This is a genomic window from Moorena sp. SIOASIH (assembly GCF_010671925.1).
Taxonomy (GTDB): Bacteria; Cyanobacteriota; Cyanobacteriia; order Cyanobacteriales; family Coleofasciculaceae; genus Moorena.
This window is the reverse complement of sequence record NZ_JAAHIH010000005.1, coordinates 661,305-687,284: the sequence shown is the minus strand read 5'-3', so window position 1 is coordinate 687,284 and position 25,980 is coordinate 661,305. Positions and strand designations below refer to the sequence as shown.

The window sequence follows — 25,980 nt, the reverse complement described above, 5'->3', positions numbered from 1 at the left end:
AATGGACTTACTTTAGAGTTTTGAGTTATTCTGGGTTAGGTTAGCGATTGACCGTAGGTCACGCTAAGCGATCGCGTATAGTCCAAGGGGATCGAAAGTGCGTTCGCGTAGCGTAGCCCTTCGGGCTAATCGCTCTTTAAGTGGCGTTGCTGAATTAGGAAATGAATAGGAGTGGGGTGGGCATCCTGCCTGCCCGGAAATGAAACGGCCAAGATGCCCGTTCCAGGGCAAGATGGTGCATCTCACTGTCTTGTATAATGGTAATGCCTGGAAAATAATTTCATTATTTATAAAAAAAATGACTATAACGCTTCAATTTAAACCAGAAGTCGAGGCTCGTTTAATTGCTCAAGCTGCTGCCAAAGGTTTATCATTAGACACCTATCTTGAATCTGTAATTGAAGAGAGTTTGATTAACCAAAAACAAATATCTTTCTATCAAACAGCAACCGATCAAGAATGGAACTCGGAATTGATGGATTTAATCAATAGTCCAGCTTTTACTGTAGCACCGCCACTTGCGGATACAGCAGTTGACCGAGAAATTATCTACACAAGAGAAGAAGAAATGTTATGAGCTATTTGGTGGATACAAATGTTTTGCTGCGTTTGGTGCAGAAGACTAGCCCGATGCATCCCGATGCTCGAAAAGCGATTTTTATACTTAGAAGACAAGGTGTGTCCTTATGTATTATTCCACATAATCTTATCGAGTTTTGGGCTGTTGCTACACGGCAAATTAGCAATAATGGTTTAGGTTTATCTATTGATGAAGCTTCACAAGCAACAGATAAAATCAAGAGACTATTTGTACTATATCCTGATACTCCTGAGATTTTGGCTGAGTGGGAAAGTATTGTTATTAAACATCAGGTTAAGGGAAAACAAGTACATGATGCTCGTTTAGTTGCTGCGATGGTAACTCATAAAATTACACATTTACTTACATTTAACATTGATGACTTCAAACGTTTTTCTGAGATTATATAGCGTTTCTAGGACTCATGAGGTACACATTATTTTTTACCTCTTCCCCTTTACCTCTTCCCTCTTCCCTCTTCCCTCTTCCCTCTTCCCTGCTCCCTGCTCCCTGCTCCCTGCTCCCTAAAAACCAGAAATTTGTACCTCACAAGTCATAGAATTGCTATATTACAGTGATCACCAAGATGAAATCAATCAATACATTGAACAAAATAAAATTCCAGATGAATTCATAGAGCCACTGGTTCAAGGGCTGTGAACAGATTATTTATTCATTTATATACCTATGACTATCAAACAACTAGAAACCCAATTACTTGCTCTATCTCCCACAGAGAAAACAGAAGCAATTCACCTTTTAGCCCATAGTTTGAACCAAAACTGGCGTGGCATAACCAAAACCAGAAACGTTTGTGGTGGTGATGCTTGTATTGCTAGAACTCGTATTCCTGTTTGGGTATTGGTAAATGCCCGTAATCTAGGCATTAGCGAGTCTCAACTACTATATGACTATCCCACATTAACAGCAATTGATTTAGCGAATGCTTGGATCTATGCCCAAGTTAATCCTGAGGAAGTTGCCACTGCAATCCAAGACAATGAGGCATATTAATGATGGTTCGTTTATATTAGGAAGTTACTCAAAAAGTAGGTCGGGGCCGAAGAACAAGACTCAATATATAGCAATTATCTATACCATGAGGTACCAAGGGATCCCCCTAAATCCCCCTTAATAAGGGGGACTTTGAGGTTGATCACCGTACCTCATAAATCCTAGAAACGCTATAAAAAGCTACAATATAAAAAGCTACAATGAAGAAATTCCATAGCAATCGCTCTGTATGAGTAGACTACTGGCAATCGAGAAAACGATTTCAAGCTTTCAAGCGTTACATGAGCGCTTGGGGTTATGTCGCGCCACTGATGAATCGTTTTTTTCAGAATGGCAGGTATCCTCTATTGAGATATTAGATGATGATAAATCTTTTCTGGACCGTCTCCGGCAGCGATATCATTATTACTACAATGCTGGTCTCTTAACTGAAGGAACGGTGCTTTTATCTATTGTTGCACCACTGCTGGAGCGGTTGGAATTTCATGAGCCTCCGTTTTTTGTACAATCTGAGGTTCCTATCAGTCTGGAGGTGGAAGAACATAATGAAGTTTATCGAGGTCGGATAGATGTATTGGTGATTCGCGATCTTGTTTGGATACTGACTGTAGAAGCTAAACGATCTAAGTTTGCGGCGGATATTGCTTTACCACAGTGTTTAGCCTATATGAGTGCTGCACCACGACAACCAAGCTTTGGTATGGTAACAAATGGCAGCGATTTTATCTTCTGCAAGTTGAAGGATAAAGTATACGATTTTTCTGATGCGTTTTCATTATTGTCTCGGCAAAATAAGCTTTACGAGGTTGCGACTATTCTCAAGAAGTTAAAAACCAACAAATTTTCCGACAACTAGAGATTGCTGTTAGCGAAGCGGATGCTGTTCGCGAATGTGCTACCGAGCATATTACATCGAGTATTAGTGACTGCTCAAATAAAGATTTTTCGTTCATGGGTTCATCAAAATCTGATCGCGCTAAGGAAGTTTTCAGTATGATTACTCATAACAATTTACAATTCATAAAGTCAGATCAGGTTTTGGTTTCAAGGAAAGCATCTGTTGCTAGGTAAGTCTTCAGCTATCAGCTATCAGCTATCAGCTATCAGCTATCAGCTATCAGCTATCAGCTATCAGCTATCAGCTTTTGAATACAATAAGCTGACGGCTGACGGCTGACGGCTGATGGCTGAATGCTTACGTTGCTTGATTTGGTATATAGCGTTTCTAGGACTCATGAGGTACACATTAGTTTTGACCTCTTCCCTCTTCCCTCTTACCTCTTACCTCTTACCTCTTCCCTGCTCCCTGCTCCCTGCTCCCTGCTCCCTAAAAACTAGAAATTTGTACCTCACAAGTAGTAGACTTGCTATAAGTGATATAATAGATTTACCTAAATCTATACATAAACTGATGTTTGATTACGAGATTACATCTCCAAATGATGCTAAAAATAACTTCTTTAAGTTGTTGGATATAGTTGCACAAAATAATCAGGTATATATCATCAATCGTCGTGATGGGGAGAATGTCGCTTTGATTACAGAATCGGATTTGAGGAGTTTAGTAGAGACGGTTTATCTGTTAAGAACCCCTAGCAATGCAATTCGCCTGCTGGATGCCATTGAGGAGTCTAAGACTGGAAAAATAAAACCTCAAACCATTGAAGAACTTTACTCTGAGTTGGGAATTGAGCAAGAAGAAGAAGAAAAAGGCTGAATCCGATCAAGTAAAGCCAGTGGTTGTGAATCGCAGTCCTGGTTTTAGTTCTAGGTTTAAGGAAGATTTGGCTTGGTGGTTCAAGCATGATTTTAAAGTGGCGTCGAAAATTTTGGATTTGGTTACTGCTGTAATGAACAATCCATTTGAGGGGATTGGTAAACCAGAACCATTAAAGTATATGGATGCAGATATTTGGTCACGGCGCATTGATTTGGAACATCGGCTGGTTGATCGGGTGGGAAGTAGTCAGATTGATTTTCTGGCTTGTCGGTATCATTATGAGTGATGTTTTGTTGGGTCTTATTTTTTAAACCAATCCACTACTAAGCCACTCCGTAGCCTGTGTAAGGACGTTTATAACTGGGATGTAAACCGAGAATAATATCTTCTTTCGGTATACCCATGTCCACTAAATCTTGCGCCAAATCAGCTTCTGTCATATTTCGCTGAATCCAAACGTTGCCATCTTTGATATCTAAATGGATGAAACAGTTGTAAACTCGTTTGAGTCCATCCCAGCCGATATATAAAAGTTGATAATGGTCATGTTCTGTGTCAAAAATAAGTTGACACTCAATCTCTGAATTTGGATTATTTGCTTCTAAGGTGGCATGATTAGTTAATACCTGGCGGATGATTAATCGGTATTTTTCTAGTTTTTCCATTCGATGATTACCTGCTCAAAAGGATTATAGATAAGCAATTTTAATTTATCCTTCAATAGTGAGTGAGATGCTTACGCCAGCAAAGGTAAACCATAGTGATGAGTAGGGTGCTTCAGACACTTGTTTAGTCAATATAAGGAACATCTTGCTATTTTGCGTCGTAACGTACCGTTATCCATTCGATTGCTTTGGTGGGTTACGGTGTCGAAGGGCGCACCCTACAAGATTATGCGCTCTCACGTTGGTGTGTTACATTTCATTAACGCGCCCTATAAAATCGGTGATCGCACTACAATATCAGCGATCGCACTAACTCAAAGCTAGATTAAAATCTATACTGATTTCTATTTCTAAACAACTTTGGAACATTTTCTTCACTCCAATAATCATAACCAGTAATGAGTTGCGGTTCCCTATCTCCTCTATACTGATTGTATATTTCTCCTCTGGCATCTACAATTCCTCTCGTTACTAGTAGCATTTCTAGATAGGATTTAAAGTCTGTTATCTTGCTATTATCCCACTCTACATAATGACTACTTAAACGTAATACTTTTGGGTTTTCAACCCCCTCTTCAAAAAAAAATGCCATACAAGAATAAGCACTAAATAAATCAAATGGCTTGAGCCGTCTTTGAAAGTCCCTCTCCCTGTAAGTAACACCTGCAAATTCCACTGTTTCATCATTATAGTTGATTTCATCAAAAATTATTTTTTCCTGCCAATTGCGTTTTATTATACAATCTTCAATAGATATTAAGTTGATATGGGCAAATGGATTTTCATCATCGGTATCTTCTTCTTCATTCGGTAAACCAATGTCATAATCATCATATACCTCTTCGAGTCGGTCTAATTCTTCATCTGTCAGACCTGATTTTATTTTCCAGTATAGCCTTAGTCCATTCGTTTCTTTATAAAAAGTTCGAATAGGTTCAGCTAACGATGTTCTCAATGTTTCTTCTACAGAAGTCAATAGTTCATCGCTAGCAGGTTGGTTGACACTAAAATCTACTACTTCTAGCAATGGGTGCGATTCTATCTCATCTACCATTGCTCTAAATCTTTCCAAATAAACCATTTAATAGAGTTCCTTAAAAAATAGATAGATGCCATTCAATTAATTAATTGAATTTTAGATTTCCGGTTCTTTATTGGGAAGGTCGTTCAGAACAGATAATGACGATGACGGTTTCTCTTTGTCATCAACCCACCTGTCTCCTTCGTATTTCAGAATAGCCCATTTAGTTTCAAAAGATCGAGGTAGTTTTTCTTGTTCAAATTTCATGATTTCTAGTTTCATTTTATCTTTTGTTATATCTTCAGAAGTTCCGTTGTTTAGACGAGCCTCTATTACTTTTTGGGAAGAACGATCTGGATGCTTTACATAATTTACATCAACTCGGTATTTAACCACTTCATTTTTATCTAGTACAGCCTTCTTTACATGTTTTTCGACAAATTTCAAGTGCTGCTTATTTGTAAAGTCTGTTATGGGACTTAGATTGTATGCTCGACCAGGACCGCCAAGATTTTCATTCAGCAAATGACCTCTTACGTAAGTATTTTTTCTTCTTCTAGCATTCTCCCAAATATTAGGTATATCTTTAGGTTTGTCACCTTCTACACGATTTTTTGAAAGAACTTTAGCCTCCATCCATGTAGCACCCCCTTCTGAAGTCAAACCACCATATTCAACAACACTCGTTGGTTGGGTTGGGTTTCCGTTTGCAATAATTTTCGTTTGTTTTGCTAGTTCATTGAGTTTTTTAACTATTTGCTCCTGTATTTCTAGACCTTCTGACTTCTGTACTCCCTTACCTTTACCTTTACGTTTTTTATTGAGTTGATCTATTTCGTCTGCAATTTTTGCAGCTTGAGATTTCGCATCTTTAATGTTTTGCGGTTTATTTTGGACATTTAATCCACTGATAAAGGCTTTGTATGTTTTTGGTTGGCTAGCCATCATAAGAACTGCATTTTCAGCTTCACCAGAGAAAAATAGTGAGTGTTGCTTCCCATCTTTAGTTTTAAATTTCTTTTTTTGTTTCCACCACTGAACTACCTTTCCTACAGCAGCTTTCCCTTTCTTGACAACCTTCCCAAACAACCCCTTAGCCTTCAACAACACCTTATCAATCGCCTGATCAATCCGCTCGCGAATCTTACCAATAATATTCTCAACCTTCTTCGCCAAACCACCAATACCCAACAACGAAGCCAAGAACCCAATCACCACTGGTACAGCTTTCGCTAAAGCATTCTCTACCAACTTCGCTGCACCACCAACTGCACCAGATGCGATCGCACTCACGGCATCCACAACTGCATTTACCAATTCCAGCACCTGACTACCGCGATTGACAAAGAACATGATGATGTCATAGATTGCCATGGCGGCTTTGACAAAGGCTGATGCGGGATTTAACAAGCTCAGAACCCACTTCACCCCGGCGCTGATCACCTCGGTAACTACCATGCTCTTGATTTGTTCGATGACTGTTTGTTTCAGGTCGTTGAACTGTTCCTTAACATGTTCCCACAGTCCCATGGGTCCGCGATCGCGTAATATCTGGAATATTTCGACGCTTTTCTCCATCCCAGCTACTACTCGTTCCCCAAAGAGTTTGACTGCTTTACCACGAATGTAGTTAAATGTCAATCCCAAGACTTGGGTTACTAAGCTGAATATTCCCGGTAAGCTAAAGATGTCATCGGGTAGTTGAATACCCATGGGTCCCAGGGTTCCAGTTAACCAGCCAATTAAACCGGCTTGTAGATGTTGCCCAATGTTACCGACAAAATTCTCAAAGCCTTGTTTAATACCACTAATTAAATTGCCTAGGAAGCCGATGGGGTCTTTAATAATGGTACCAATTACATCAGACGCTTTACTCAAGACACTCAGCAACATGTCTTTGAGTTTTTTAATGGTATCGATGACTCCAGTTATGGAATCAAATGCCTTGGTGAACCAGGGTTGATTGGATGCCTTCATTTCCTCAATGCGGGCATCCATTTCTTCGAGGTTTTTGGTGTAGGCTTGTGACAGGGTATCGATGAGCTGACCGTGTTTATCATTAACACTTTGCTCTAGCTGATCAAACTGACTCTGGATGTTACTAGCAGCTTCTTTTCCAACCTGCTGCAAAGAAGCAGGTAATCCCTCTACATATTCCTGAGTTTCTCGCCTACCTTCTGCAATCTTCTCCTTGGCTAGGTTAAGCTGCTCAGTCACATAGTTAGCAATATCAGTAAGGGTTACATCCATCTCACTGAGATATTGATTCCGCCCTTCTTTAAAAAAGGCAGTAACTTCTGGGGGAACTCCCAAAAGCTTGTCCTTAAGCCACCGTCCTGCGCCCCAAATACCATCGTAACGGCTTTTATAGTCCTCCATGTATGGAGCAACGTAATTTTCATAAGCCTTTTTAGCCCTCTCGGTTCCAGCATTAAAGCGACTCATGATCTCGCCTTGAATGCCATTCAGGATGTTCTCAACTGACGTTTTTGTGTTTTGGTAGATACCATTGATGTGGCTAGCAACATCAATTCGCTTTTGCTCATCCTTACCCTTAGCTTTAATTTGCTGATTGGTAACCTGAGCTAATAACTGAGCGCGGGAGCCATGCATTCCTTGCAGTTGTTGCCCGGCTGTGGTTGCTGCTTCCCCTTGGGCTTGGGTTAACTGGTTTTGCTCGAACTGACGATAGGCTTGGGGTGCTTGGCTGGCATTAGTTTGAGCGTCTTGTTTTGCTGCTAAAGCAGTTTGGAATTGGGGTTCATTGGATTTAGCTAACTGTTCCGAGGTAACATCAGCCTCAGCCATCTGTTGGTCAAGTTTTTGGCTACTTTCTTGTAGCGGTGCCTCCACTTCACCTTGTCCCTTGGCTTTAGGAATAGCTTTGTCAGCACCAATATTTTTGGTTACTGCTCCGGCTTCATTGGCAGGTAGGGGAGTTACTGATTTCGGTTTAATACTGCTGGTATCCGGTGCTTGTTTCGCCTTCTGTTCTAAGGGTGCTTGAGATGCAGTTTGCTCTTGCTTAACGGTATTTTGCATCTGGCTCTTGACAGAAGCCAGTTTGTTACTGTCCTTAAACTCATCCGCTTCTTCAAGAGTTTTCGGAGCTGCTGACTTGATGCGCTCCATTAATTTAGCCTTGAAAGCAGCAGCATTAAAACCAGGAGTGGGAGCTTGTGCCATCTCACCCACTTGATTGGCCTGGGCTTTGCTTTCTATTTCCTTGGCTGGACTTTCCGCTGCAGCTTGGGCTTGTTTCGCTTTTGTACTAGCTGGGGCGTGTTGTTTTTGCTTATTGGCAACTCCCTTAGCTTTAGCAACCACTGCTTTAAAATCTGGATCTGACTCTGGGGAAGCAGCAGTAGTTTCTTGGGGTGTGGCTTCAGCAGCTGTTGCTGTGGTTTCTTGATTTACCTCAGCTTTCATCCCTTGATTAGCTGCTTCTGGAGCCATTGCCTCCTGGTTTTTCCCTGGAGTTTCTCCAGAACTAACCGATGTGGCATTTGTTTCCGGCTTTGGGGCTGTTTCAGCCTTAGGAGCAGCAGTCTCTTGAGGTGCAACTACCTCTGTGTTAACTGTATTTTCCCCCTCGACTTCTGGTTTTATATCAGTATCCTTGACAAGAGTCTGAGATTCTTGATTGACCCCATTCCCCGGACTATCCTTGATCGGAACAGCAAACCCAGTCTTATTTTCGAATTTATTTGTCTTCTTGGCCTTTTGATCAATTACCTTCGCCTGAATTCCCCCGGTCTGCTGGATCGTATGGGTCAACTCATGGGCCGTCAAACTATTCTTACCAGGAGACTTCCCCGCACCATAGAAAATATCCCTACCATGGGTAAAGGCTTGGGCTCCCAACTCCTTATTCATCTGTACCGCACTAGAGTCTGTATGCACCCTCACCCCACTAAAGTTAGCCCCAAATCTGGGTTCCATGAAAGCACGGGTAGATGCTGGCAGAGGTTGACCGGTACCCCGTCGGGATTGGATTTTGGTTTCTAAATTAGGGGATACTGCTGGGGTTTGACCAGGATTTGCTTTAGTTTGAATTTCCTCTTCGTCCGATTGTAACTGTAGCCCTATCGGCTTAGTTTGTATTTCTTCTTCGTCCGATTGTAACTGTAGCGCTATCGGCTTAGTTTGTATTTCTTCTTCGTCCGATTGTAACTGTAGCGCTATGGGCTTAGTTTGTATTTCTTCTTCGTCCGATTGTAACTGTAGCCCTATCGGCTTAGTTTGTATTTCCTCTTCCTGGGATTGTAACTGTAGCCCATAGGGCTTAGTTTGAATTTCCTCTTCGTCGGATTGTAACTGTAGCGCTATGGGCTTAGTTTGAACCTCCTCTTCCTCCATGGAATTTTGCACTGAGGGTGCTGGCATCCGCATTACTTGGGCTGCAACACTGTCTGCTTCCTTCTCGTAGACATCATCTGGTTCCCCCACTTGCATTTTTGTCTGGATCAGACGATTGACGGCTTGGTTTCCCAGTTTTCGTTGGAGTTGCAGCATCGGGTGAACCGGGCCATAAGTTGACCACGGTTTTTGAGTAACCGTTGAAGCTTTTTTTTGACCGTTTGCTTCTGTTGTTTTAGTTTGGGTTGCTCGTTGATAGCCCATGAGGTTCACCTTTTCCTTGGCCGTTCCTACTAATATGATGATGCAATTTTTACAGACTGAGTGTTTTGAGCCGTTACCTTTACCTTTGTTGCTCAGGGTCTGTCGAGGAGTCTTTCTGAGGAAGATCTTTGACAGGACCAGGGCGAGGACGAGGGTCAGGGTCAGGGACAGGATCAGGAATAGGATCAGGGTCAGGATCAGGGACAACAATATCTATACGTAATCGCCGTTCTATAACTCTGATTCGTTGTTCTAGATTTCTGATTTGCCCTTGTAGAGTTTGGACCTGAGAAGCGTTATCCAGTTGATTCCTAGTCACATCATCCAATTTAACCATGCTAATACTTTTATCAGCAATTTTGGCATTGGTCACGGATTTATTGGCTAACTCAGCAGTACCCACGGTCCCGTCCTGAATTTTGGCAGCATTGACGGCATTATTAGCAATTTTGGCATTAGTCACGGAGTTATTGGCTAACTCAGCAGTACCGACAGTGCCGTTTTGAATTTTGGCAGCGTTGACCGCATTATTAGCAATTTTTTGATTGGTCACCGAGTTATTGGCTAATTCGGCAGTACCTACCGTCCCATTCTGAATTTTGGCAGCGTTGACTGCATCATTGGCAATTTTTTGATTGGTCACGGAGTTATTAGCTAATTCCGCAGTACCCACGGTCCCGTCCTGAATTTTGGCAGCGTTGACGGCATTATTAGCAATTTTTTGATTGGTGACCGAGTTATTGGCTAATTCCGCAGTACCTACCGTCCCGTCCTGAATTTTGGCAGCGTTGACGGCATTATTAGCAATTTTTTGATTGGTCACGGAGTTATTAGCTAATTCCGCAGTACCCACGGTCCCGTCCTGAATTTTGGCAGCGTTGACGGCATTATTAGCAATTTTTTGATTGGTGACCGAGTTATTGGCTAATTCCGCAGTACCGACAGTGCCGTTTTGAATTTTGGCAGCGTTGACCGAGTTATTGGCAATTTTGGCATTGGTGACCGAGTTATTGGCTAATTCCGCAGTACCGACAGTGCCGTTTTGAATTTTGGCAGCGTTGACTGCATCATTGGCAATTTTTTGATTGGTCACGGAGTTATTAGCTAATTCCCCATTACCGACAGAACCGTTTTGAATTTTGGCAGCGTTGACTGCATCATTGGCAATTTTGGCATTGGTGACCGAGTTATTGGCTAACTCAGCAGTACCGACGGTCCCGTCCTGAATCTTGGCGGCGTTGACGGCATTATTAGCAATTTTTTGATTGGTGACCGAGTTATTGGCTAATTCCGCAGTACCTACAGAACCATCTCCCTCAAATTTAGTGGCCTTAACAGTTCCAGCCACCTCTAATTTTTGACTAGGATTATTTGTCCCAATGCCGACATTGCCAGCATTATAGTAAATCCTGTTACTACGACCATCAGACCACTTTGTACTACCGCCAGCACGAATCCCAGTTAAACCAGAACCATCTCCTACAAACCTAGTCGCCTTAACAATTCCATCTACCTCTAATTTTTGACTAGGATCTGTTGTCCCAATACCCACATTACCAGAACTAGGATGAACTGTTAACCCATCCCGCGAAAGCAGATCAGAAACACTAGGAAGCCAGCTATCATTATCTAAATTGGCTAGGTATGGTAAGGCTAGATATACTTCAAAAGAGCCGTCAGCCTCGTCACCCACTATACCCATAGAAAAACTCTGACCACCCAACCTCGTTACCTCAGATGTGGGAATTACGCCATCTACTCGATACCAACCATCTGGAGCCTTATCACTTTGTTCTTTAGTAAGAAAGAGTCCCCCACGATTACCATACCACCCAGCAACTTCGCCAAATCCCACTTGTTTACCGGAAGAAATCTTGAGCCAAGCTTTGAAATGTACGTACTTTTTGGTTACAAAATTACCTTTGCACTCAAAGGGAAAAAGTACCACGGTATGTTGTGCTGAATTATCCCCAGTAATTTTCAAAATCCTACCGTCACGAAAACCAGCCCAACCATCAGCTAAACCACCTCTTTTTATTCGCGAACCTTTGTTAACTCTGCCAAACCAATAAGGATTTTCTTCGGTTGCATCATCTACACTATCGGCAGCATTGGCTGGTTTTTCGCCTACATAGGGTCCTTCAAACCCTTTCGTGAAAGGGTGGGCTGCTTCTAAAGTAACATTCCCAAGGGTGGTGTACCCAGCAGGCTTGTTGCCATCGAGTATATTCATGTAGGAATTTCTGATTAGATTAGGCGGCATTGATGACCCCCTAATCATGCCAGTGGTTTTAATATTGCCATTGACAGTGAGGTTGTCTTCGATAGTCAGCGACTTTGCCTTAACAGCTCCATCCACCTCTAATTTTTCACTAGGATTATTTGTCCCAATGCCGACATTGCCAGCATTATAGTAAATCCTGTTACTACCACCATCAGACCACTTGGTTTCACCCCCAGCACTAATACCAGTTAAACCAGAACCATCCCCTTCAAACCTAGTGGCCTTGACAGTTCCATTTACCTCTAATTTTTGCCTAGGATTATTTGTGCCAATACCAACATTGCCATCCACTGTCAGAGGACCAGTGGTATGTAACCCATCATTCACCCTCAGCGCCCCAGATGAATGCCCTGAGCGAATTACCCCTGCAATTGTCACTTGATCATTATCCGCATCCCCCAAGGACACATCCCCAGCAATATGCTCGGTATCACGGGCAATCACATCCCCTTTTACTTCCAGCCTTCCATTCACTGTCAGGGAACCATCGATAGTTGAGTCTCCTGTCAGGTTTAAGTTAGTAGCGGAAATTGTACCATCTACTTCTAACTTATCCAGGGCAGATAACTTAGCACTGGCTAGTTTCCGTACAGAGTTATCCACCTGATCAATGAACCCGTTGTTATCTAGGGTCACCCGTGCCAAGATAATCACATTATCATCGGTAGGGGCACTACCAGTTCTGACCTCTACCTGATCGTCATCACAGTGTTCCTTTTTTTTAGCACCGTAGATGATAAATTTGGGACGTTCAGTGGTGCGAGTGTATTTAGTTTCGTTACCTATTCGGTAAGGCTTATCCTTAATTTCGTGATAGATGATGGTAATTTCAATAGTTGTATTGAGTGGTAATCCATCTAAGTTAATGGTTTTCGGTACGGGAGAATCCGGTAAAACAATAATTTCTCGACCATCTTTATCCATGGCCATGCCTTCACTAACGGCAATTCTTTTATCCCCGACTTTAGTTACTTCTAATCCTGTCACCACACCCCATTCATGGAGTAAACGATTGTGACGCAGGCGCATATCACGATGGTAGGCTTGCTCATCGTTAAAGTCTTCTTCTATTAAAAACTGAGAAGTAAAGTAATTGGGACGTTGTATATCTGTCATTATGGTTAATATAGTAGTTTTAAATTGGGTCTGGTAAAAATTATTGGTTTTAGGGAGCAGGGAATAGGGAATAGGGAATAGGGAATAGGGAATAGGGAGCAGGGAGCAGGGAGCAGGGAGCAGGGGAAAGAGGCAGTATTCAGAAATTTTTGTTAGTTAAATAGCCTCATTTTCCTTATAAATTAAGCTTTCTGAGTGTTTTAACTGGAAATGAGCCCATAGCAGGTACTGAAGAAGGCTAAAAAGCGCTAGATTGACTTTTCTGTTCCAAAGTTTGTACCTTTTCCATGAGCAAGGAAATTGTGTTGTTTTGCTCCTTCACCACTTTGGTTAAAACCGCTACGATATCCATCGGACTGAGGGTTTTGCGATCGCGACTTGCTACTAAATCCGGCACATCTTCCGCAATAAATCCAATGTGGGTTTCTTTTTGGTGATCTTCTTTGTAGCGGAATTGGACGGGATTGAGTCCTTCCAGGGTTTCTATGGCGTCTTCTATGGCCAGGGTATTAATATTTTCTTTGAACTGTCGTGAGGATTTTTGTTGGAGATTGTTCGCTATTATATTACCTGTTACATGCACTCTACCATTGAAGTAGCCAGCATAATTGTTCCCAGCACCTTTGGCACTACCGTAAACACCATAGGACGTACTTCCTTGACGACCTGTTACTTCACCGTAAACTCCGTAGACAGTAGATGTACCATTATTGATAGCAGTGAAATAGCCACCATATCCAGATTTAAAAAAACCTGGCTTTGGAATTGGCTGTGGAGATTTGTCTCCTTCAATGGTATCAATAGGTTGAACAGTACCCCCTTTAATGGTATCAACTGCCTCTACAGAGATCTCAGTTCGCTGTTCAAGAAAATCCCCAGATTTCACAGACTCAGGACTGTTTTCCGGAGTAATGCCTCCTAAAATTGAAATCTGAGCTTCAAAACTATCATCTCTGGTATCATTAGCCTCATCTTTAACTATAATTTCGTCGTCTGGATGTTTTTCATCTTTTACAACGATAGACGTTAGAAAACCCTGGAAATGACCCCTAACACCGTAGCATCGCGGAATCTTATTTACTGTTTCTGTTATGGCGAAGCTGGCACCGGATACTCCTCTTTCTTGGGAGTCATTAGTTCTAGAGAGAAGGTAATTACCAACCAAAACACCGCCATTATAGCGAATACGGTTACCGGATAAGGTCTGCCACTGTCCGTCGCCACTAATACCAGTTAAACCAGAACCATCCCCTTCAAACCTAGTAGCTTTTACAGTTCCAGTGACCTCTAATTTTTCAGTAGGATTTGTGATGCCAATACCGACATTGCCGTTTGGCTGTAACCTCATTATTTCTTGACCATCTGCAGCACCACGTGAAGCAGCAAAAATGAATCTGAATGCATCATTCGTATTATCTCCCCATGCCAGTACAGAATCTTTGCGATCTGCCCCTTCATCTTTCAATCCTAGAAATAGATGGTCAGTATCCCAAGCAACTTGTAGTCCTCTTGTCATCCAGGGGCGAGGGGCATTCGTACCTCCTAATCCAACTTGCAAAAGAGATTGTGGATTAGTTGTGCCAATACCAACATTGCCAGCATTATAGTAAATACTGTTACTATCACCATCAGACCACTTGGTTTCACCACCAGCGCTAATCCCAGTTAAACCAGAACCATCCCCTTCAAACTTAGTGGCTTTAACCGTTCCAGCCACCTCTAATTTTTCAGTAGGATTTGTGATGCCAATACCGACACGACCAGCGGTTAAATTACCTGTTACATTTGCATTACCTTGGAAGTAGCCAGCATAACTAGTCTTGCCACCACTGGCAACACCGTAGACACCGTATACAATTGCACTGCTATTATTCTGAGCATTGGCTCTGCCGTAGACACCAAATCGGCTACCACTGGTACCACCTGTTGCTTGTCCATACAAACCATATTTAGTGCCATTTTCATTGCCACCTACAACGCTTTGAACTCCGAAGGCGGTAGTATTGCCCGTATTAGTAGCAATGAAATAGCCACCATATTGAGTTTGTCCCCCAGAAGCACTACCCCTGACACCAAATCGGCTACCAGTGGTACCACCCGTTGCTTGTGCTAGCAAACCATATTTAGTGCCATTGCCATTGCCCGCTACTTGGCTGTGAACTCCGTAGGCGGTAGTATTGCCGGTATTAGTAGCAGTGAAATGGCCACCATATTGAACGCTACCACCAGAGGCAATACCCCTGACACCAAATCGGCTACCAGTGGTACCACCTACTGCTTGTGCAAACAAACCATATTTAGTGCCATTTTCATTGCCCGCTACAGTGCTTTGAACTCCGAAGGCGGTACTATTGCCGGTATTAGTAGCAGTGAAATGGCCACCATATTGAGTTTGTCCACCAGAAGCATGACCGTGGACACCAAATCGGGCACCACTGGTACCACCTGCTGCTCGTGCTAGCAAACCATATTTAGTGCCATTGCCATTGCCATGTACAACGCTTTGAATTCCGTAGGCGGTAGTATTGCCTGTATTATTAGCAGTGAAATAGCCACCATATTGAGTGTGTCCACCAGAAGCACCACCGAAAACACCATATCTGATACCACTGGTACCACCCGTTGCTTGTGCATACAAACCAAATTTAGAGCCACTGTCACTGCCTTGTGCTTGGCTGTAAACTCCGTAGGCTGAATCTCTGCCCGTATGATTAGCAATGGCCTTGACCGTTCCAGTCACCTCTAATTTTTCAATAGGATTATTTGTGCCAATGCCGACATTGCCAGCGTTATAGTAAATCCTGTTACTACTAGCATCAGACCACTTTCCAGCACTAATACCGGTTAAACCAGAACCATCCCCTTCAAACCTAGTGGCTTTGACAGTTCCATTTACCTCTAATTTTTGACTAGGATTAGTTGTACCAATACCAACATTACCATCTACTGTCAGAGGACCAGTGGTATGTAACCCATCATCCACCCTCAGTGCTCCAGATGAATGCCCGGAGCGAATTACTCCTGTAACTTTCACTTCATCACTGTCTTGGTCCCCCAAGGACACATCCCCAGCAATATGCTCGGTATCACGGGCAATCACATCCCCTTTTACTTCCAGGTTTCCATTCACTGTCAGGGAACCATCGATAGTTGAGTCTCCTGTCAGGTTTAAGTTGGTGGCGGAAATCGTACCATCTACCTCTAACTTATCTAGGGTAGATAACTTAGCACTGGCTAGTTTCCGTACAGAGTTATCCACCTGATCAATGAACCCGTTGTTATCTAGGGTCACCCGTGCCAAAATAATCACATTATCATCGGTAGGGGCACTACCAGTTCTGACCTCTACTTCATCGTCATCACAGTGTTCCCTTTGTTTACCACCGTAGATGATAAATTTGGGACGTTCAGTGGTGCGAGTGTATTTAGTTTCGTTACCTAGTCGGTAAGGCTTATCCTTAATTTCGTGATAGATGATGGTAATTTCAATAGTTGTATTGAGTGGTAATCCATCTAAGTTAATCGTTTTCGGTACGGGAGAATTGGGTAAAACAATAATTTCTCGACCATCTTTATCAATGGCCATGCCTTCACTAACCGCAATTCTTTTATCGCCGACTTTAGTTACTTCTAATCCTTCCACCACACCCCATTCATGGAGGAAACGATTGTGACGCAGGCGCATGTCACGATGGTAGGCTTGCTCATCGTTAAAGTCTTCTTCTACTAAAAACTGGGCAGTAAAGTAGTTGGGGCGTTGTATATCTGTCATATTCGTTAAGTAGTCGGAAAAAAGTAAAATTAACTTTTGAAATAGGGAGCAGGGAGCAGGGAGCAGGGAGCAGAGAGCAGGGAGCAGGGAGCAGGGGGACTTTTGGCAACTTTACACAAGTTAGTACAGTCGTCCAGGTACTTACTCTCCTAAGAGGTTGTCTGAGAAGTCTCATTTGCTACATCCAAGCCCCCGTTGGTCCCCATCTGTAAAAAAGCGAAGCATCCGCTAATTCCCCCCAGAATTGGGGGGTTAGGGGGGCGGGGGACTTTTAGAAGCAAATTGACTCTTCCCCCTGGGGGGGCTAGGGGGGCAAAATTCAGTATAAAAAAATTTGGGAGATATCCTCTAGAATAGGGTCGTCATTTTCGGGAATTTTGCCAAAAATAGTATCAATTCCAATCTGGGAACCGGTACCTTTTCCAGAATTAGGATCAAAAGTACCAATCTGCATGGTGTCAGGATAAATAATTTCTAGTCTGTACTTGGTATGGGCTGGTTTTTCCTGTTCGATGATGGCAGTAGCAATTTCTATTTGTCGGTCGAGTTGCTCTTGGGTTAATCCTTGAGCTGGAGTGATTCTTACTATAAAAAAGTGGGGGATACCACCACCAAGGTAAGTGCCTCTACCCAGGAGCGATCGCGAGGGAAGTTCTTCGGGGTCATCAATTTGGTTCAGGAGTTCGGAGTCACCAATTTGAAATTCGGCATTGGAAGCGTCGATAATGGTGACTTTTTCCTCGTCCTCTAGAAATAATTCTAGCAGTGTTTGTAAATTGGCTTTCGTCCCTCGAAAACGATACAATCTGACGGTATTGGCCAGAAAATTCCGTTGTTTTTGGACATCTAAATCTGCTCTAAGACTCAACGCCACCCAGCTAGATAACCAGGGCAGGAAGTCTGGGGGTGTTTCTTGGGGATGGAAGTAATTAGAAATACGGGCAATTTTTTCTTCTAAACCTTGCTCAGAAAAATTTACCCCATCTGGACTACCGAAAAGAATCTTTTCAAAGGGTAGTAAAAATTGACCGACGAAAGGATCGCTTTGATAAATCTCTGGCAGATAGTCTAAAAGTTTACTGGGAGAACGGGCTGAGTTTGTCATTGGTTTTATTTTAGTCTTTATCCGGTGAAATCAACGGTTTTTATGGGGGAGATGATATCTATAGTGCTGTTGCTAAGATCTAAATCAACTAATTCTTCTGGTTTAAGCTGGATGGCACTTAGCTGTCCTGTGTTGGGAACTAAGCGTTCCTCATTGGCAATGGCATCAGGATTAGGAAAAAATACTTCGTCTTGCTCGTTGGTTTTGGTGATATAATCCACAAAGTCTAGTTCATCAAGTAGTTGATAAAGTTCGGAAACATAAACATTTCGACCAAATGGCCAACCTTGAGGATTGTCAGGATTTGGTAGGGGATCGAAAAAGTTTTCCAGTGCCTGATTTATCTTGTCCCTAGTGGTTGCTACGTCTGCTTCTCGGTTGAGGTGTATGGTTAATCTGATGCTAATGGTGATGTACCGTGGCACAACTACATGGATTGCCGTGCCAATCAATCGCCGTTCTTCTAAGTGGTTTTTTACCTCGTTAATCAGCAATGAGCTTGGTTGAGGAGGGCTATTTTCACGATTAGTGCTGTCGGGGATAATCACAATACTCACATGACCTGGTTGATCCACAGGTTCGACTAAGGGATTTTCCGAGTCCAGGTTACGTCGAGGTATACAGTGTGCCCTCGCAACGGTATCATCTGTATTATCTGGTTTTACTTCTTGGGCTAATTCCACAAAGTCGGCACAGGTGATGGCTCGGTAGCGATCGCGTACTTGGGTAATTGCCTCTTTAATCTCTGTCTGTAAATCCTCCTTTTGCTGCCAATCTGGTCCATTCAGCAGTTGTAAAAACATCCGCATATTCGCCTCTGTCACCCGATTTTGCCGATAGAGCACCATTTCGGTAAGGTAGGCAAACAGCTCAATAACGGTAATACCAGGATCAGAAGGATTGTGATTAGTCCATTCGGGGGCATAGCTGGGAATCATACCCAGGGCTTCTTGCACCAAGTCATCATAGGTGCGGTCATCAAGATTAGGCAATTCTATTGGCATCAGCTACCCTCCTCAGGATTCCACAAAGGTTAAATTGATGGTGTGGTTGCCGGAATAGACTAAAAAGCGATTAGTCTCGCTAGCACCTTGTGGCTCTTCAATTTGAACCACATCCAAACTAGAAACATGGTCTACTCCCGGCACTCTCTCCAGTAGTCGGTATAAGTCGGATTTATAGGGTTGACGACCAAAATTCCAACCCATTCCGTCAAAACCCCCCGTGAGGGGATGCAGAAAACTAGCTAAGGTTTGTTCCACCCTTTGTGCTACCTCACGAGATCCTTCTAGGGAAGTGACCGCAATTTTAGTGGTAATATCGACACGGACATAGAGAGCGCCCACTACAGAGATTGCCACTGTGGGTTCGGTGTAGGCTTGTAGGTAGTTTTGGACGCTTTTGATTAGCTCCAAACTGGGTAGGGGTTTAGCTTCCGTGGAGCGGGGTACAATAATCACGCTGACTGCTCCGGCTAAATCCGGGTTGGGATCCAGGGGATTGGTTTTCAAATTGGCTATGGGTACACACTTGGCTCTGGTTACCTCTGGTGAAGCCAGCTTGGCTAAATCTTCGTAGTCTTCCCTAGTCACAGCACGCTGACGATGGCGAATTTCCTTAGGTGCCCGCTCGATTAGGGAGTCAAGGCTTTCCGCTTGGGCCCCCCCTGTTGCTGCTTGATGGTTAATCACTTTGTCCACATAGGGGACTGTGGTTTTGAGTTGGACAATCGCCCCAGCCGGTTTGTTTCCAGCAGTTCCACCACCAGTTTGATAGCGACTCATGCGGATATTGCCTTTACCAGAAGGAGGAATCAGTCCATTGTGTCCATCCCCAAAGGTGATTTTTCCAGTAAGATTATCAAAGACATAATGGCGATCCCGTGGTTCTGATTGATAGAAATCCGGGACTTGATGCCAACGGACCCAAATCTCTTGCGGTCTTCCGGTGTCATTAGTAGTAACCGTAATAGCCTTTTCCCCTTCTTCAAGGATAATTTTGTCCTTTTCTAGGGCAGAAGGTATTTCCGGTTCCCGCACTTCCAGCTCTTGACCTGCTAATATTGGCTGACTAGTTGTCTGAAATGTTTGATTTTCAGTCCCGTCACTGGAGCCAACAATTTCCATTTGGATCGTAGCTGTTTGTGCTGCCATGGTAGTGTTAAGCAGTACTTGTTTCAGCCTAGGTTCAACGTCGTAGTCACCCTTGAACCATCGAACCCGCAGCCAATAACGGGGAGGTAAATTAAAGTCTTCCCTTGGTGCAAAATCCCCTGGTGGCAAAAATTCAATTAAACCGGAACGGGTAAAGTTTTCGGTTTCATCTCTTATGGTTAGTTGTTGCCATGCTTGGCCATCCCAATATTCCCATAATAGTTGAACTTGTTCAGTTTTAGGCAATTGTGTACCTACAATTGTCTCGAAGACTGCATTGTAAACAATTGATGAATTCTTGTTTTGAATAACTTGTAAAAACCCGCGATCTTTATCTTCTAGTTTTGCATCAGCAGGAATTTCTAAACGGATTTCTAATTCCTGTTCTGAATTAGCTTCTCTATCTAATAATTCCGGTATATTAGGTTCCCAATTGGTGCCGAAAATTTTAACCTCACATCCGGCTAATGAGATATTCTTAGTCAGGCAAAAATTATGGATAACTATTGAGCCAGGTTCTCCATTTTTTTTGCTTTTATTTGGTGACAATGGTACTAATTTTTCTCCATATTTAACCTCATTTACCCAGTTAAACAGGCTGATATTACGATTGGAAAATTCTGTTCTAGCTAATGGTAAACTAAAGCCCAGATAGAAAGCTTGTTTATCAATATCGGTTCTTGTAAAAGGAAAGAAAGGTTTAGGACTATTAGTTAAATAAACGAAGTCATTATAGGTGATAACGTATTCTGGATCTTCGTCTGATAGTGTTAAGGTGTGGCTAACTACAATTGATTCAATCAAGGGTGGCGCAAATGTTGCTGGCTGCAATTGATAGCTGTCTTCTACTTGTTGATAGGATGCTTCTCTACCATAGTTACCTGCACTAATTCGCACACGAATCCAGAAATTTTCTACGCCATTAATAGTTATGGTAGCAGGTTTTTCAAATAAGGTAAAGGCTACCTGACCACTTTGAGTAAAAACTTGAGTAGTGTCTCTGAATCCAGAATTTTCTAAGCTAGCAATACCTAATTCTTGCCAGATTTTTCCATTCCAAAATTCCCACTTAAGTCTTAAATTACTCGAAGCTCTGGTAGGTAAAGGAAAGTCATCTGGTTCACCGCTAGTTTCTGTGGCAGGATTTACTAAGTTAACCTGAAGAGTAATTTGAGCATTTTCTTGATCAAAAACTTGACGACTTGCTAAATATAAGGTATCACCAAGCTTCGGTTTTTCACCAAACGGAAAAAACTCTTTAGTTAAATCAACGGGTAATTGATTAAGAAAAGCCGTTTCGATTAATAGTTCAGTAGAACGGATAGTAGCTTCAAGTTTTATATCCGCAATTTTCGGTAATTGATTCACACTGGTAATGGCAGTAACTAACCGGCAGCGAAGCCAACGATTAGTTACTGAATTAACAGTAGTTAACGGTAAAGCGGTAATATTACTAAATTGAATGTCGCGATCGCCACTTTGAGTCAAGCCTTGAGTAGTTTCATTATTGCTCGGTGTAATCTCTTGCCAATTAGCTCCATCTTCCGTTTCCTGCCAAATTTGCCATTGTACTTCTCCTGGAGGACCAAGGGCTTGTGATAAATTAATCGTTACTTTAAAGGTATCAATTTCAGCAAACCCTAAAAGTTTGCTATGTCCAATATAGAAACTATGTTCAATGGGTTGGTTGCCCCGAAAAATATCAACACCTGGTGATGCTGGTGTAGTAATAATTGAACTATGATTACTATACAAATCCTGTTCTGGATCCCGCACAAAAACAGAGTCTAATTTTGCGGCTGTTACTACCAATTCCCGTTCAGTTTCAAAAATAACAGGGTCTTGTTCTCCTTCCGCTGGAGGTGCAGCAACTTGTGTGCCTTTTGGGACTACTGCATCAACGGTAGTTCCGGCAGCTAAGGAAAATGTTAAGGGTACTCGTGCTGGTTGGGGTGGTAAGCGAGAAGCTCCTAATAAATCTAAAAACGCTAAGAAGTTTTTATTGGGAACTTGATTGAGTCGCTCGATAATAATCTCGGCAAAACGGGCAAAGATATTAACTATAGCACCACTCGTTCCTTGAATATCTTTAGTTTCTCCTGTATACTGTTCCAGCAGTTGCTGCACTTGAGCGGCAATAGTCTCTGCTGTTCTAGAATCAATTTTAGGAGCTTTTATTGCCATCAACTTGCACTCCCTTCTAGATAAAATGGATACACTAGGTTAAAAACATTATTGGTTGCTCGCACTTGATAGTCGATATTGACCAGCATTTGTTCTGGAATAGGGGATTGAACGCGCACATCTATAACATCAATGCGGGGTTCAAAGAACAGTAGGGCTTCCTGTATAGCTTGGGATACTTTACCAGCAGTGGCAGGTGAATTGGGCTCAAAAACTAAGTCATAAATGCTGCAACCAAAGTCGGGACGCATGGCTCGCTCACCTTTGGCAGTACCAAGGATAATTACGATTGACTGGCGCACACTCTCTTCATATTCCGCAAGTTGGAAATCTCCCTTAGTATCTAAACTGATGGGAAATCCTACTCCAACACCTAAAAATGGTTTAGACATATAGCAATTCTCAGCAACATTTGATTTTAAGGCAAAAAGCAAAAGGCAAAAGGCAAGAGGCAAGAGGCAAAAGGCAATAGAAAAGAGGGTTTTAAAGCAATCATATCCCCCCCTTATTAAGGGGGGTTAGGGGGGATCCAATCTTATCCTTTTCAGCCAATAAAAACTGTACCCACTGCGATTACTTGCCCCACTGGTGCATCTGCCGGATCATTACAAGTCTCAGCAATATCTCCATTTCTGGCTGCTTGTTTACCGTTAATCTTTACCGTTGGGCTACCAATTTTAATCGTTCCTTTATTAGCAGGAGGACTTTGAAAGGAAGTGCCAGGAGGTGTGGGAATATGAGGTGGAGTATTATCCGCAGTGCTATCTACAGTTGCTGCTGGCATTCCCATAATATTGACATCACTGCTGAGGTTGCCATTGATAATGCCCGTAAAAGGATGAGGTAGGGGAGTTGGTGTCGGAGGTGCTCCCGGCACGATCACAATATGAGTATCAATAGCGGTAATTTGGTCCCCTTGTTTGGCTGCTGGTTGTCCCATAATTAAATTATACCTCTTAAAAAAATACTTTTATAATAGTGCTTTTTTTAGTTCTCTCTTCTGACTTCCCTACTCCCTGCTCCCTACTCCCTACTCCCTAAAGCCTAGGAATAAAGTTACTCAAGTAATTGAGAAATACTCTACTAGTTTAGATTAATAGTTTGACCTTTAAGATTCATGGTGCTGCTGGCCTTAAGCTCCATTCCTGCACCGGATTCAACTTTGGTATCTGCTGAAGATTTGATTTCAATATTTTGTGCCTCTAGTTTAATATTACCTTGAGATGCTGATAAAGTAATGTCTCCATCGCTGGTAATAGCAATGGTGTTGTTAGCTGTATCAAAAATAATACTGTTTTTCTCGGTTTTATCAACAATTTCAATAGTTTCTGCCCCCTCTTCATCATTGAGACGGATTACATGACCGCTACGGGATTTGATTACCCGGATATTATTAGCACCATCTTCATTAGTTGCTGGTGGTAATTCTTTACCATTCCACAAAGACCCGATAATATAGGGCAAGCGTACATCACCATGTTCAAAAGCTACTAATACTTCGTCATCTACTTCCGGCAAAAAATAAATCCCTCGTTCATTTCCTGCCATTAGTGTGGCTACCCGCGCCCAGTCACTTTCGTCTTCATCACTTAGCCAGGGGTATTTCACTTTAACCCGACCTAGTCCTTCTGGGTCTTCATTGTTGGTAACTACACCAACTACGACACCATAAATACGAGAAGCATGAGCTTCCCTTTGCCCCGTATCAGTTAATAGGTCAAATAACTTCATGTGCTATTCCTCCGAGCTGTAAAATGGGTACGATATCCCGACTGGGCGTGATAATGATTAACAGTGGCAGTGACATAATACTGACCGTTGAAGCGTTTTGCTAAGCCCTCAATCTTGATGACTTTGCCTGCTCGTAAATCTGTACGCCCCCAACAAACCCCTTCACCAGTAACTAAGGTCAGTGCGACATTATTGAAGCGGGCTTTGGCAAATTGATCTGCTTCTGCTTGAGTTAATACTGGGCGATCGCTGACTTGAACAACTGCTGTACTAAAAGCGTCTTCAACCAGGGCAGCACCACTTTTTTGTCCCCCCATTGTTGAAACTTCATCCCCAACCTTTGCTTGTCCAACAATCTCTTGCTTTTCTTTAGGATTCCAACCCCGCACTGTTAACTCACTTATTTGGCCCATAGAAGACAAATGGGGATAAAATTCCATCAAGTCATCCTCAAAGCTCAGGGTTAGAATCTCACTTTCGGCATTACCTACAGGTCGGAAAAATAGGGTTTTATCTTCAACAACTACTTCGTAGTGAATCCGTTTAGCTCTCTGTTGCAAAAACTCAATGTCTGTTTGCTCGGCTTGTAAAATATATTCATGCACTACCTGGCTATCTTCAACTTTAGCCGTGAGTCCTGCATCCCTAGCAATTTTGGCAGCAATATCACTATCTTTCTGCTGGAGGAAGGTTTGGGTTTTTTTACCTAGCTGGAGACGATGGCGACGGTCATAACCCCGCACTGTTAATCTGGGCAGTCTATCAAAGACAAATTCTGGGTCTATGCCAGTAATTTCGCCAACAATCAGGGTTTCTAAATCATCATCATAGCCGAGTTTAACTTCTAAAACATTGCCAATGGCAAACAGTTCTTCGTCATTAATCCAAGTCGTTTCTTCTTGCTTACTATCTGAATCTGTAAGTTCCAGTGTAAACATGCCTGGTAATTTTACATCATGGTCAACGGTAAGGCTAATGACGTGCAATTTCGCTTCCACAGGCAAGGGTGAGCCGTTGATGATAATCTCAAAATTAGGAACAAGAGGGCTTTCGCGGTTAGCAACTGGCATAGATCATTTCTATTTGAGTTGTGAATATAGGATTGATGGTAAAAGGGAGCAGGGAGCAGGGAGCAGGGAGCATTCTGAAAGAGCTTGGAGGATTTTTTGGTGTTCTAAAAAATCAGCAAGATTGTTCATGACCTATTACCTGATAGCTGATAGCTGATAGCTGATAGCTGATAGCTGATAGCTGATAGCTGATAGCTTACAGAAATGCTATATATCATTCCTCTCAACCTAATTTTGGAATAGTTAACGTTTGACCAATGTACTTTTCTAAGTTACGTGGATCATCAAGTTGATTAGCTTCGGCAATAATGCGCCAAAGTTTAGGATTCCGGTAAAATTGGGCTGATATATCGCTTAACGTATCCCCACCCTTGATAATATGAGTGGTAAGTTCAGGATCGGTTTGACGTTGGTCTGCTAATGGACCGAGAAATTCTAGGACAGTAACGTTTAAATTAGCTCTGAGGGGTTGACCATTGCTTTTAAAGAGGGTGAAGTTTTGGGTCAAACTGGTAATGACACCAATAAAAGGGAAATCGGAACCAACAGGAGCGCCACCCCAAAAAATTTCACAAACTGGCGGATGACCTTGATCTCGATCAATGCGAGTTAGAGCTACAATTTTGTTGGTTTCTTGTCGTACATCCTGAAAAATACCTCTTTCAGTGACATCGAAAAACAGTTCCAACGTTAGCTGACGACTACCACCTCCTTTAAATTCCACAGTGGGCGCATTAACCTTTCTTTGGGTTTTGCATTCTTGTCTATTAGAGTTTTCCGGTGGTCCCCAGTTGACTGATTTACTGATAGAATAAGATTCTGGATTAAATTGCACTGAAATTGGGCACAACCTTTTGTACTGATTACCATCTTGTTTTAAGGGAGTAATGGTCAATTTCCCTAATCTCAGCGTATTTAATAGTCGTTGTAATAGTGTCATTT

At 42.5% G+C, this 25,980-nt stretch carries 21 protein-coding genes; 7 read left to right on the top strand and 14 right to left on the bottom strand.

Annotation, left to right across the window (positions count from 1 at the left end):
* Nucleotides 1-63: 63 nt before the first annotated feature.
* Complete coding sequence (locus F6J90_RS30120; RefSeq protein WP_293102256.1) at nt 64-246, bottom strand: hypothetical protein; 183 nt, start codon at nt 244-246, stop codon at nt 64-66.
* A 4-nt stretch (nt 247-250) separates the two neighbouring features.
* On the opposite strand from F6J90_RS30120, the gene F6J90_RS30115 reads away from it, so the two are divergent.
* The 7 genes from F6J90_RS30115 to F6J90_RS30085 all read left to right on the top strand — a co-directional run bounded on the left by F6J90_RS30115 (nt 251) and on the right by F6J90_RS30085 (nt 3,600).
* Nucleotides 251-577 (top strand): hypothetical protein, encoded by a 327-nt coding sequence (locus F6J90_RS30115; protein ID WP_293102255.1) that lies wholly within the window; start codon nt 251-253, stop codon nt 575-577.
* A complete protein-coding gene (locus F6J90_RS30110) occupies nt 574-990 on the top strand; it encodes a type II toxin-antitoxin system VapC family toxin (protein ID WP_293102254.1) in 417 nt (138 codons plus the stop codon). The genes F6J90_RS30115 and F6J90_RS30110 overlap by 4 nt, the downstream gene beginning before the upstream one ends.
* A gap of 14 nt (nt 991-1,004) precedes the next feature.
* Nucleotides 1,005-1,139, top strand: coding sequence for a hypothetical protein (locus tag F6J90_RS30105; RefSeq protein ID WP_293102252.1), 135 nt, complete (start codon nt 1,005-1,007; stop codon nt 1,137-1,139).
* Nucleotides 1,140-1,267: 128 nt separating this feature from the next.
* Nucleotides 1,268-1,594: a DUF433 domain-containing protein gene (locus tag F6J90_RS30100; RefSeq protein ID WP_293102251.1), complete on the top strand. Its 327-nt coding sequence runs from the start codon at nt 1,268-1,270 to the stop codon at nt 1,592-1,594.
* 229 nt (nt 1,595-1,823) lie between these two features.
* Nucleotides 1,824-2,450 (top strand): type I restriction endonuclease, encoded by a 627-nt coding sequence (locus tag F6J90_RS30095; protein WP_293102249.1) that lies wholly within the window; start codon nt 1,824-1,826, stop codon nt 2,448-2,450.
* A 378-nt stretch (nt 2,451-2,828) separates the two neighbouring features.
* Nucleotides 2,829-3,311 carry a type II toxin-antitoxin system prevent-host-death family antitoxin gene (locus F6J90_RS30090; protein WP_293102248.1) on the top strand — a complete coding sequence of 161 codons (483 nt, stop codon included), beginning with the start codon at nt 2,829-2,831 and terminating at the stop codon, nt 3,309-3,311.
* Nucleotides 3,256-3,600 (top strand): Txe/YoeB family addiction module toxin, encoded by a 345-nt coding sequence (locus F6J90_RS30085; RefSeq protein ID WP_293102246.1) that lies wholly within the window; start codon nt 3,256-3,258, stop codon nt 3,598-3,600. Before F6J90_RS30090 ends, F6J90_RS30085 begins: the two co-directional genes overlap by 56 nt.
* Nucleotides 3,601-3,637: 37 nt before the next feature.
* Here F6J90_RS30085 and F6J90_RS30080 read toward each other — a convergent pair whose 3' ends face one another.
* The 13 genes from F6J90_RS30080 to F6J90_RS30020 form a co-directional block, all read right to left on the bottom strand.
* On the bottom strand, nt 3,638-3,979 hold the full coding sequence (locus tag F6J90_RS30080) for a XisI protein (protein WP_293102244.1): 342 nt from the start codon (nt 3,977-3,979) through the stop codon (nt 3,638-3,640).
* A gap of 325 nt (nt 3,980-4,304) precedes the next feature.
* On the bottom strand, nt 4,305-5,060 hold the full coding sequence (locus F6J90_RS30075) for an SMI1/KNR4 family protein (RefSeq protein ID WP_293102242.1): 756 nt from the start codon (nt 5,058-5,060) through the stop codon (nt 4,305-4,307).
* Between the two features lie 54 nt (nt 5,061-5,114).
* Nucleotides 5,115-9,623, bottom strand: a complete 4,509-nt coding sequence (locus F6J90_RS30070) for a DUF4157 domain-containing protein (protein WP_293102241.1) — start codon at nt 9,621-9,623, stop codon at nt 5,115-5,117.
* Between the two features lie 79 nt (nt 9,624-9,702).
* Nucleotides 9,703-13,023 (bottom strand): hypothetical protein, encoded by a 3,321-nt coding sequence (locus F6J90_RS30065; protein WP_293102240.1) that lies wholly within the window; start codon nt 13,021-13,023, stop codon nt 9,703-9,705.
* 238 nt (nt 13,024-13,261) lie between these two features.
* Nucleotides 13,262-16,795, bottom strand: a complete 3,534-nt coding sequence (locus F6J90_RS30060; protein WP_293102239.1) for a tail fiber domain-containing protein — start codon at nt 16,793-16,795, stop codon at nt 13,262-13,264.
* Between the two features lie 319 nt (nt 16,796-17,114).
* A complete protein-coding gene (locus F6J90_RS30055; protein WP_293102238.1) occupies nt 17,115-17,900 on the bottom strand; it encodes a phage tail protein in 786 nt (261 codons plus the stop codon).
* A gap of 17 nt (nt 17,901-17,917) precedes the next feature.
* Nucleotides 17,918-18,904, bottom strand: coding sequence for a baseplate J/gp47 family protein (locus F6J90_RS30050; RefSeq protein WP_293102237.1), 987 nt, complete (start codon nt 18,902-18,904; stop codon nt 17,918-17,920).
* Between the two features lie 12 nt (nt 18,905-18,916).
* Nucleotides 18,917-22,237 carry a putative baseplate assembly protein gene (locus tag F6J90_RS30045; protein ID WP_293102236.1) on the bottom strand — a complete coding sequence of 1,107 codons (3,321 nt, stop codon included), beginning with the start codon at nt 22,235-22,237 and terminating at the stop codon, nt 18,917-18,919.
* Nucleotides 22,237-22,629, bottom strand: a complete 393-nt coding sequence (locus F6J90_RS30040) for a GPW/gp25 family protein (protein ID WP_293102206.1) — start codon at nt 22,627-22,629, stop codon at nt 22,237-22,239. The genes F6J90_RS30045 and F6J90_RS30040 overlap by 1 nt, the downstream gene beginning before the upstream one ends.
* Before the next feature lie 152 nt (nt 22,630-22,781).
* Nucleotides 22,782-23,177, bottom strand: coding sequence for a PAAR domain-containing protein (locus tag F6J90_RS30035; RefSeq protein ID WP_075898062.1), 396 nt, complete (start codon nt 23,175-23,177; stop codon nt 22,782-22,784).
* A gap of 143 nt (nt 23,178-23,320) precedes the next feature.
* Nucleotides 23,321-23,968: a phage baseplate assembly protein V gene (locus F6J90_RS30030; protein ID WP_293102203.1), complete on the bottom strand. Its 648-nt coding sequence runs from the start codon at nt 23,966-23,968 to the stop codon at nt 23,321-23,323.
* Nucleotides 23,965-25,038 (bottom strand): contractile injection system protein, VgrG/Pvc8 family, encoded by a 1,074-nt coding sequence (locus F6J90_RS30025; protein ID WP_293102201.1) that lies wholly within the window; start codon nt 25,036-25,038, stop codon nt 23,965-23,967. Before F6J90_RS30025 ends, F6J90_RS30030 begins: the two co-directional genes overlap by 4 nt.
* Before the next feature lie 223 nt (nt 25,039-25,261).
* On the bottom strand, nt 25,262-25,978 hold the full coding sequence (locus tag F6J90_RS30020; RefSeq protein WP_293102198.1) for a LysM peptidoglycan-binding domain-containing protein: 717 nt from the start codon (nt 25,976-25,978) through the stop codon (nt 25,262-25,264).
* Nucleotides 25,979-25,980: the final 2 nt, after the last annotated feature.

What these genes read in the sequence shown, in the direction of transcription:
- F6J90_RS30045 (WP_293102236.1), bottom strand. Translation starts at nt 22,237, where the DNA reads ATGGCAATAAAAGCTCCTAAAATTGATTCTAGAACAGCAGAGACTATT.
- F6J90_RS30060 (WP_293102239.1), bottom strand. Translation starts at nt 16,795, where the DNA reads ATGACAGATATACAACGCCCCAACTACTTTACTGCCCAGTTTTTAGTA.
- F6J90_RS30055 (WP_293102238.1), bottom strand. Translation starts at nt 17,900, where the DNA reads ATGACAAACTCAGCCCGTTCTCCCAGTAAACTTTTAGACTATCTGCCA.
- F6J90_RS30090 (WP_293102248.1), top strand. Translation starts at nt 2,829, where the DNA reads ATGAGGTACACATTAGTTTTGACCTCTTCCCTCTTCCCTCTTACCTCT.
- F6J90_RS30065 (WP_293102240.1), bottom strand. Translation starts at nt 13,023, where the DNA reads ATGACAGATATACAACGTCCCAATTACTTTACTTCTCAGTTTTTAATA.
- F6J90_RS30080 (WP_293102244.1), bottom strand. Translation starts at nt 3,979, where the DNA reads ATGGAAAAACTAGAAAAATACCGATTAATCATCCGCCAGGTATTAACT.
- F6J90_RS30025 (WP_293102201.1), bottom strand. Translation starts at nt 25,038, where the DNA reads ATGCCAGTTGCTAACCGCGAAAGCCCTCTTGTTCCTAATTTTGAGATT.
- F6J90_RS30030 (WP_293102203.1), bottom strand. Translation starts at nt 23,968, where the DNA reads ATGAAGTTATTTGACCTATTAACTGATACGGGGCAAAGGGAAGCTCAT.
- F6J90_RS30020 (WP_293102198.1), bottom strand. Translation starts at nt 25,978, where the DNA reads ATGACACTATTACAACGACTATTAAATACGCTGAGATTAGGGAAATTG.
- F6J90_RS30110 (WP_293102254.1), top strand. Translation starts at nt 574, where the DNA reads ATGAGCTATTTGGTGGATACAAATGTTTTGCTGCGTTTGGTGCAGAAG.
- F6J90_RS30075 (WP_293102242.1), bottom strand. Translation starts at nt 5,060, where the DNA reads ATGGTTTATTTGGAAAGATTTAGAGCAATGGTAGATGAGATAGAATCG.
- F6J90_RS30095 (WP_293102249.1), top strand. Translation starts at nt 1,824, where the DNA reads ATGAGTAGACTACTGGCAATCGAGAAAACGATTTCAAGCTTTCAAGCG.
- F6J90_RS30050 (WP_293102237.1), bottom strand. Translation starts at nt 18,904, where the DNA reads ATGCCAATAGAATTGCCTAATCTTGATGACCGCACCTATGATGACTTG.
- F6J90_RS30070 (WP_293102241.1), bottom strand. Translation starts at nt 9,623, where the DNA reads ATGGGCTATCAACGAGCAACCCAAACTAAAACAACAGAAGCAAACGGT.
- F6J90_RS30035 (WP_075898062.1), bottom strand. Translation starts at nt 23,177, where the DNA reads ATGGGACAACCAGCAGCCAAACAAGGGGACCAAATTACCGCTATTGAT.
- F6J90_RS30105 (WP_293102252.1), top strand. Translation starts at nt 1,005, where the DNA reads ATGAGGTACACATTATTTTTTACCTCTTCCCCTTTACCTCTTCCCTCT.
- F6J90_RS30100 (WP_293102251.1), top strand. Translation starts at nt 1,268, where the DNA reads ATGACTATCAAACAACTAGAAACCCAATTACTTGCTCTATCTCCCACA.
- F6J90_RS30040 (WP_293102206.1), bottom strand. Translation starts at nt 22,629, where the DNA reads ATGTCTAAACCATTTTTAGGTGTTGGAGTAGGATTTCCCATCAGTTTA.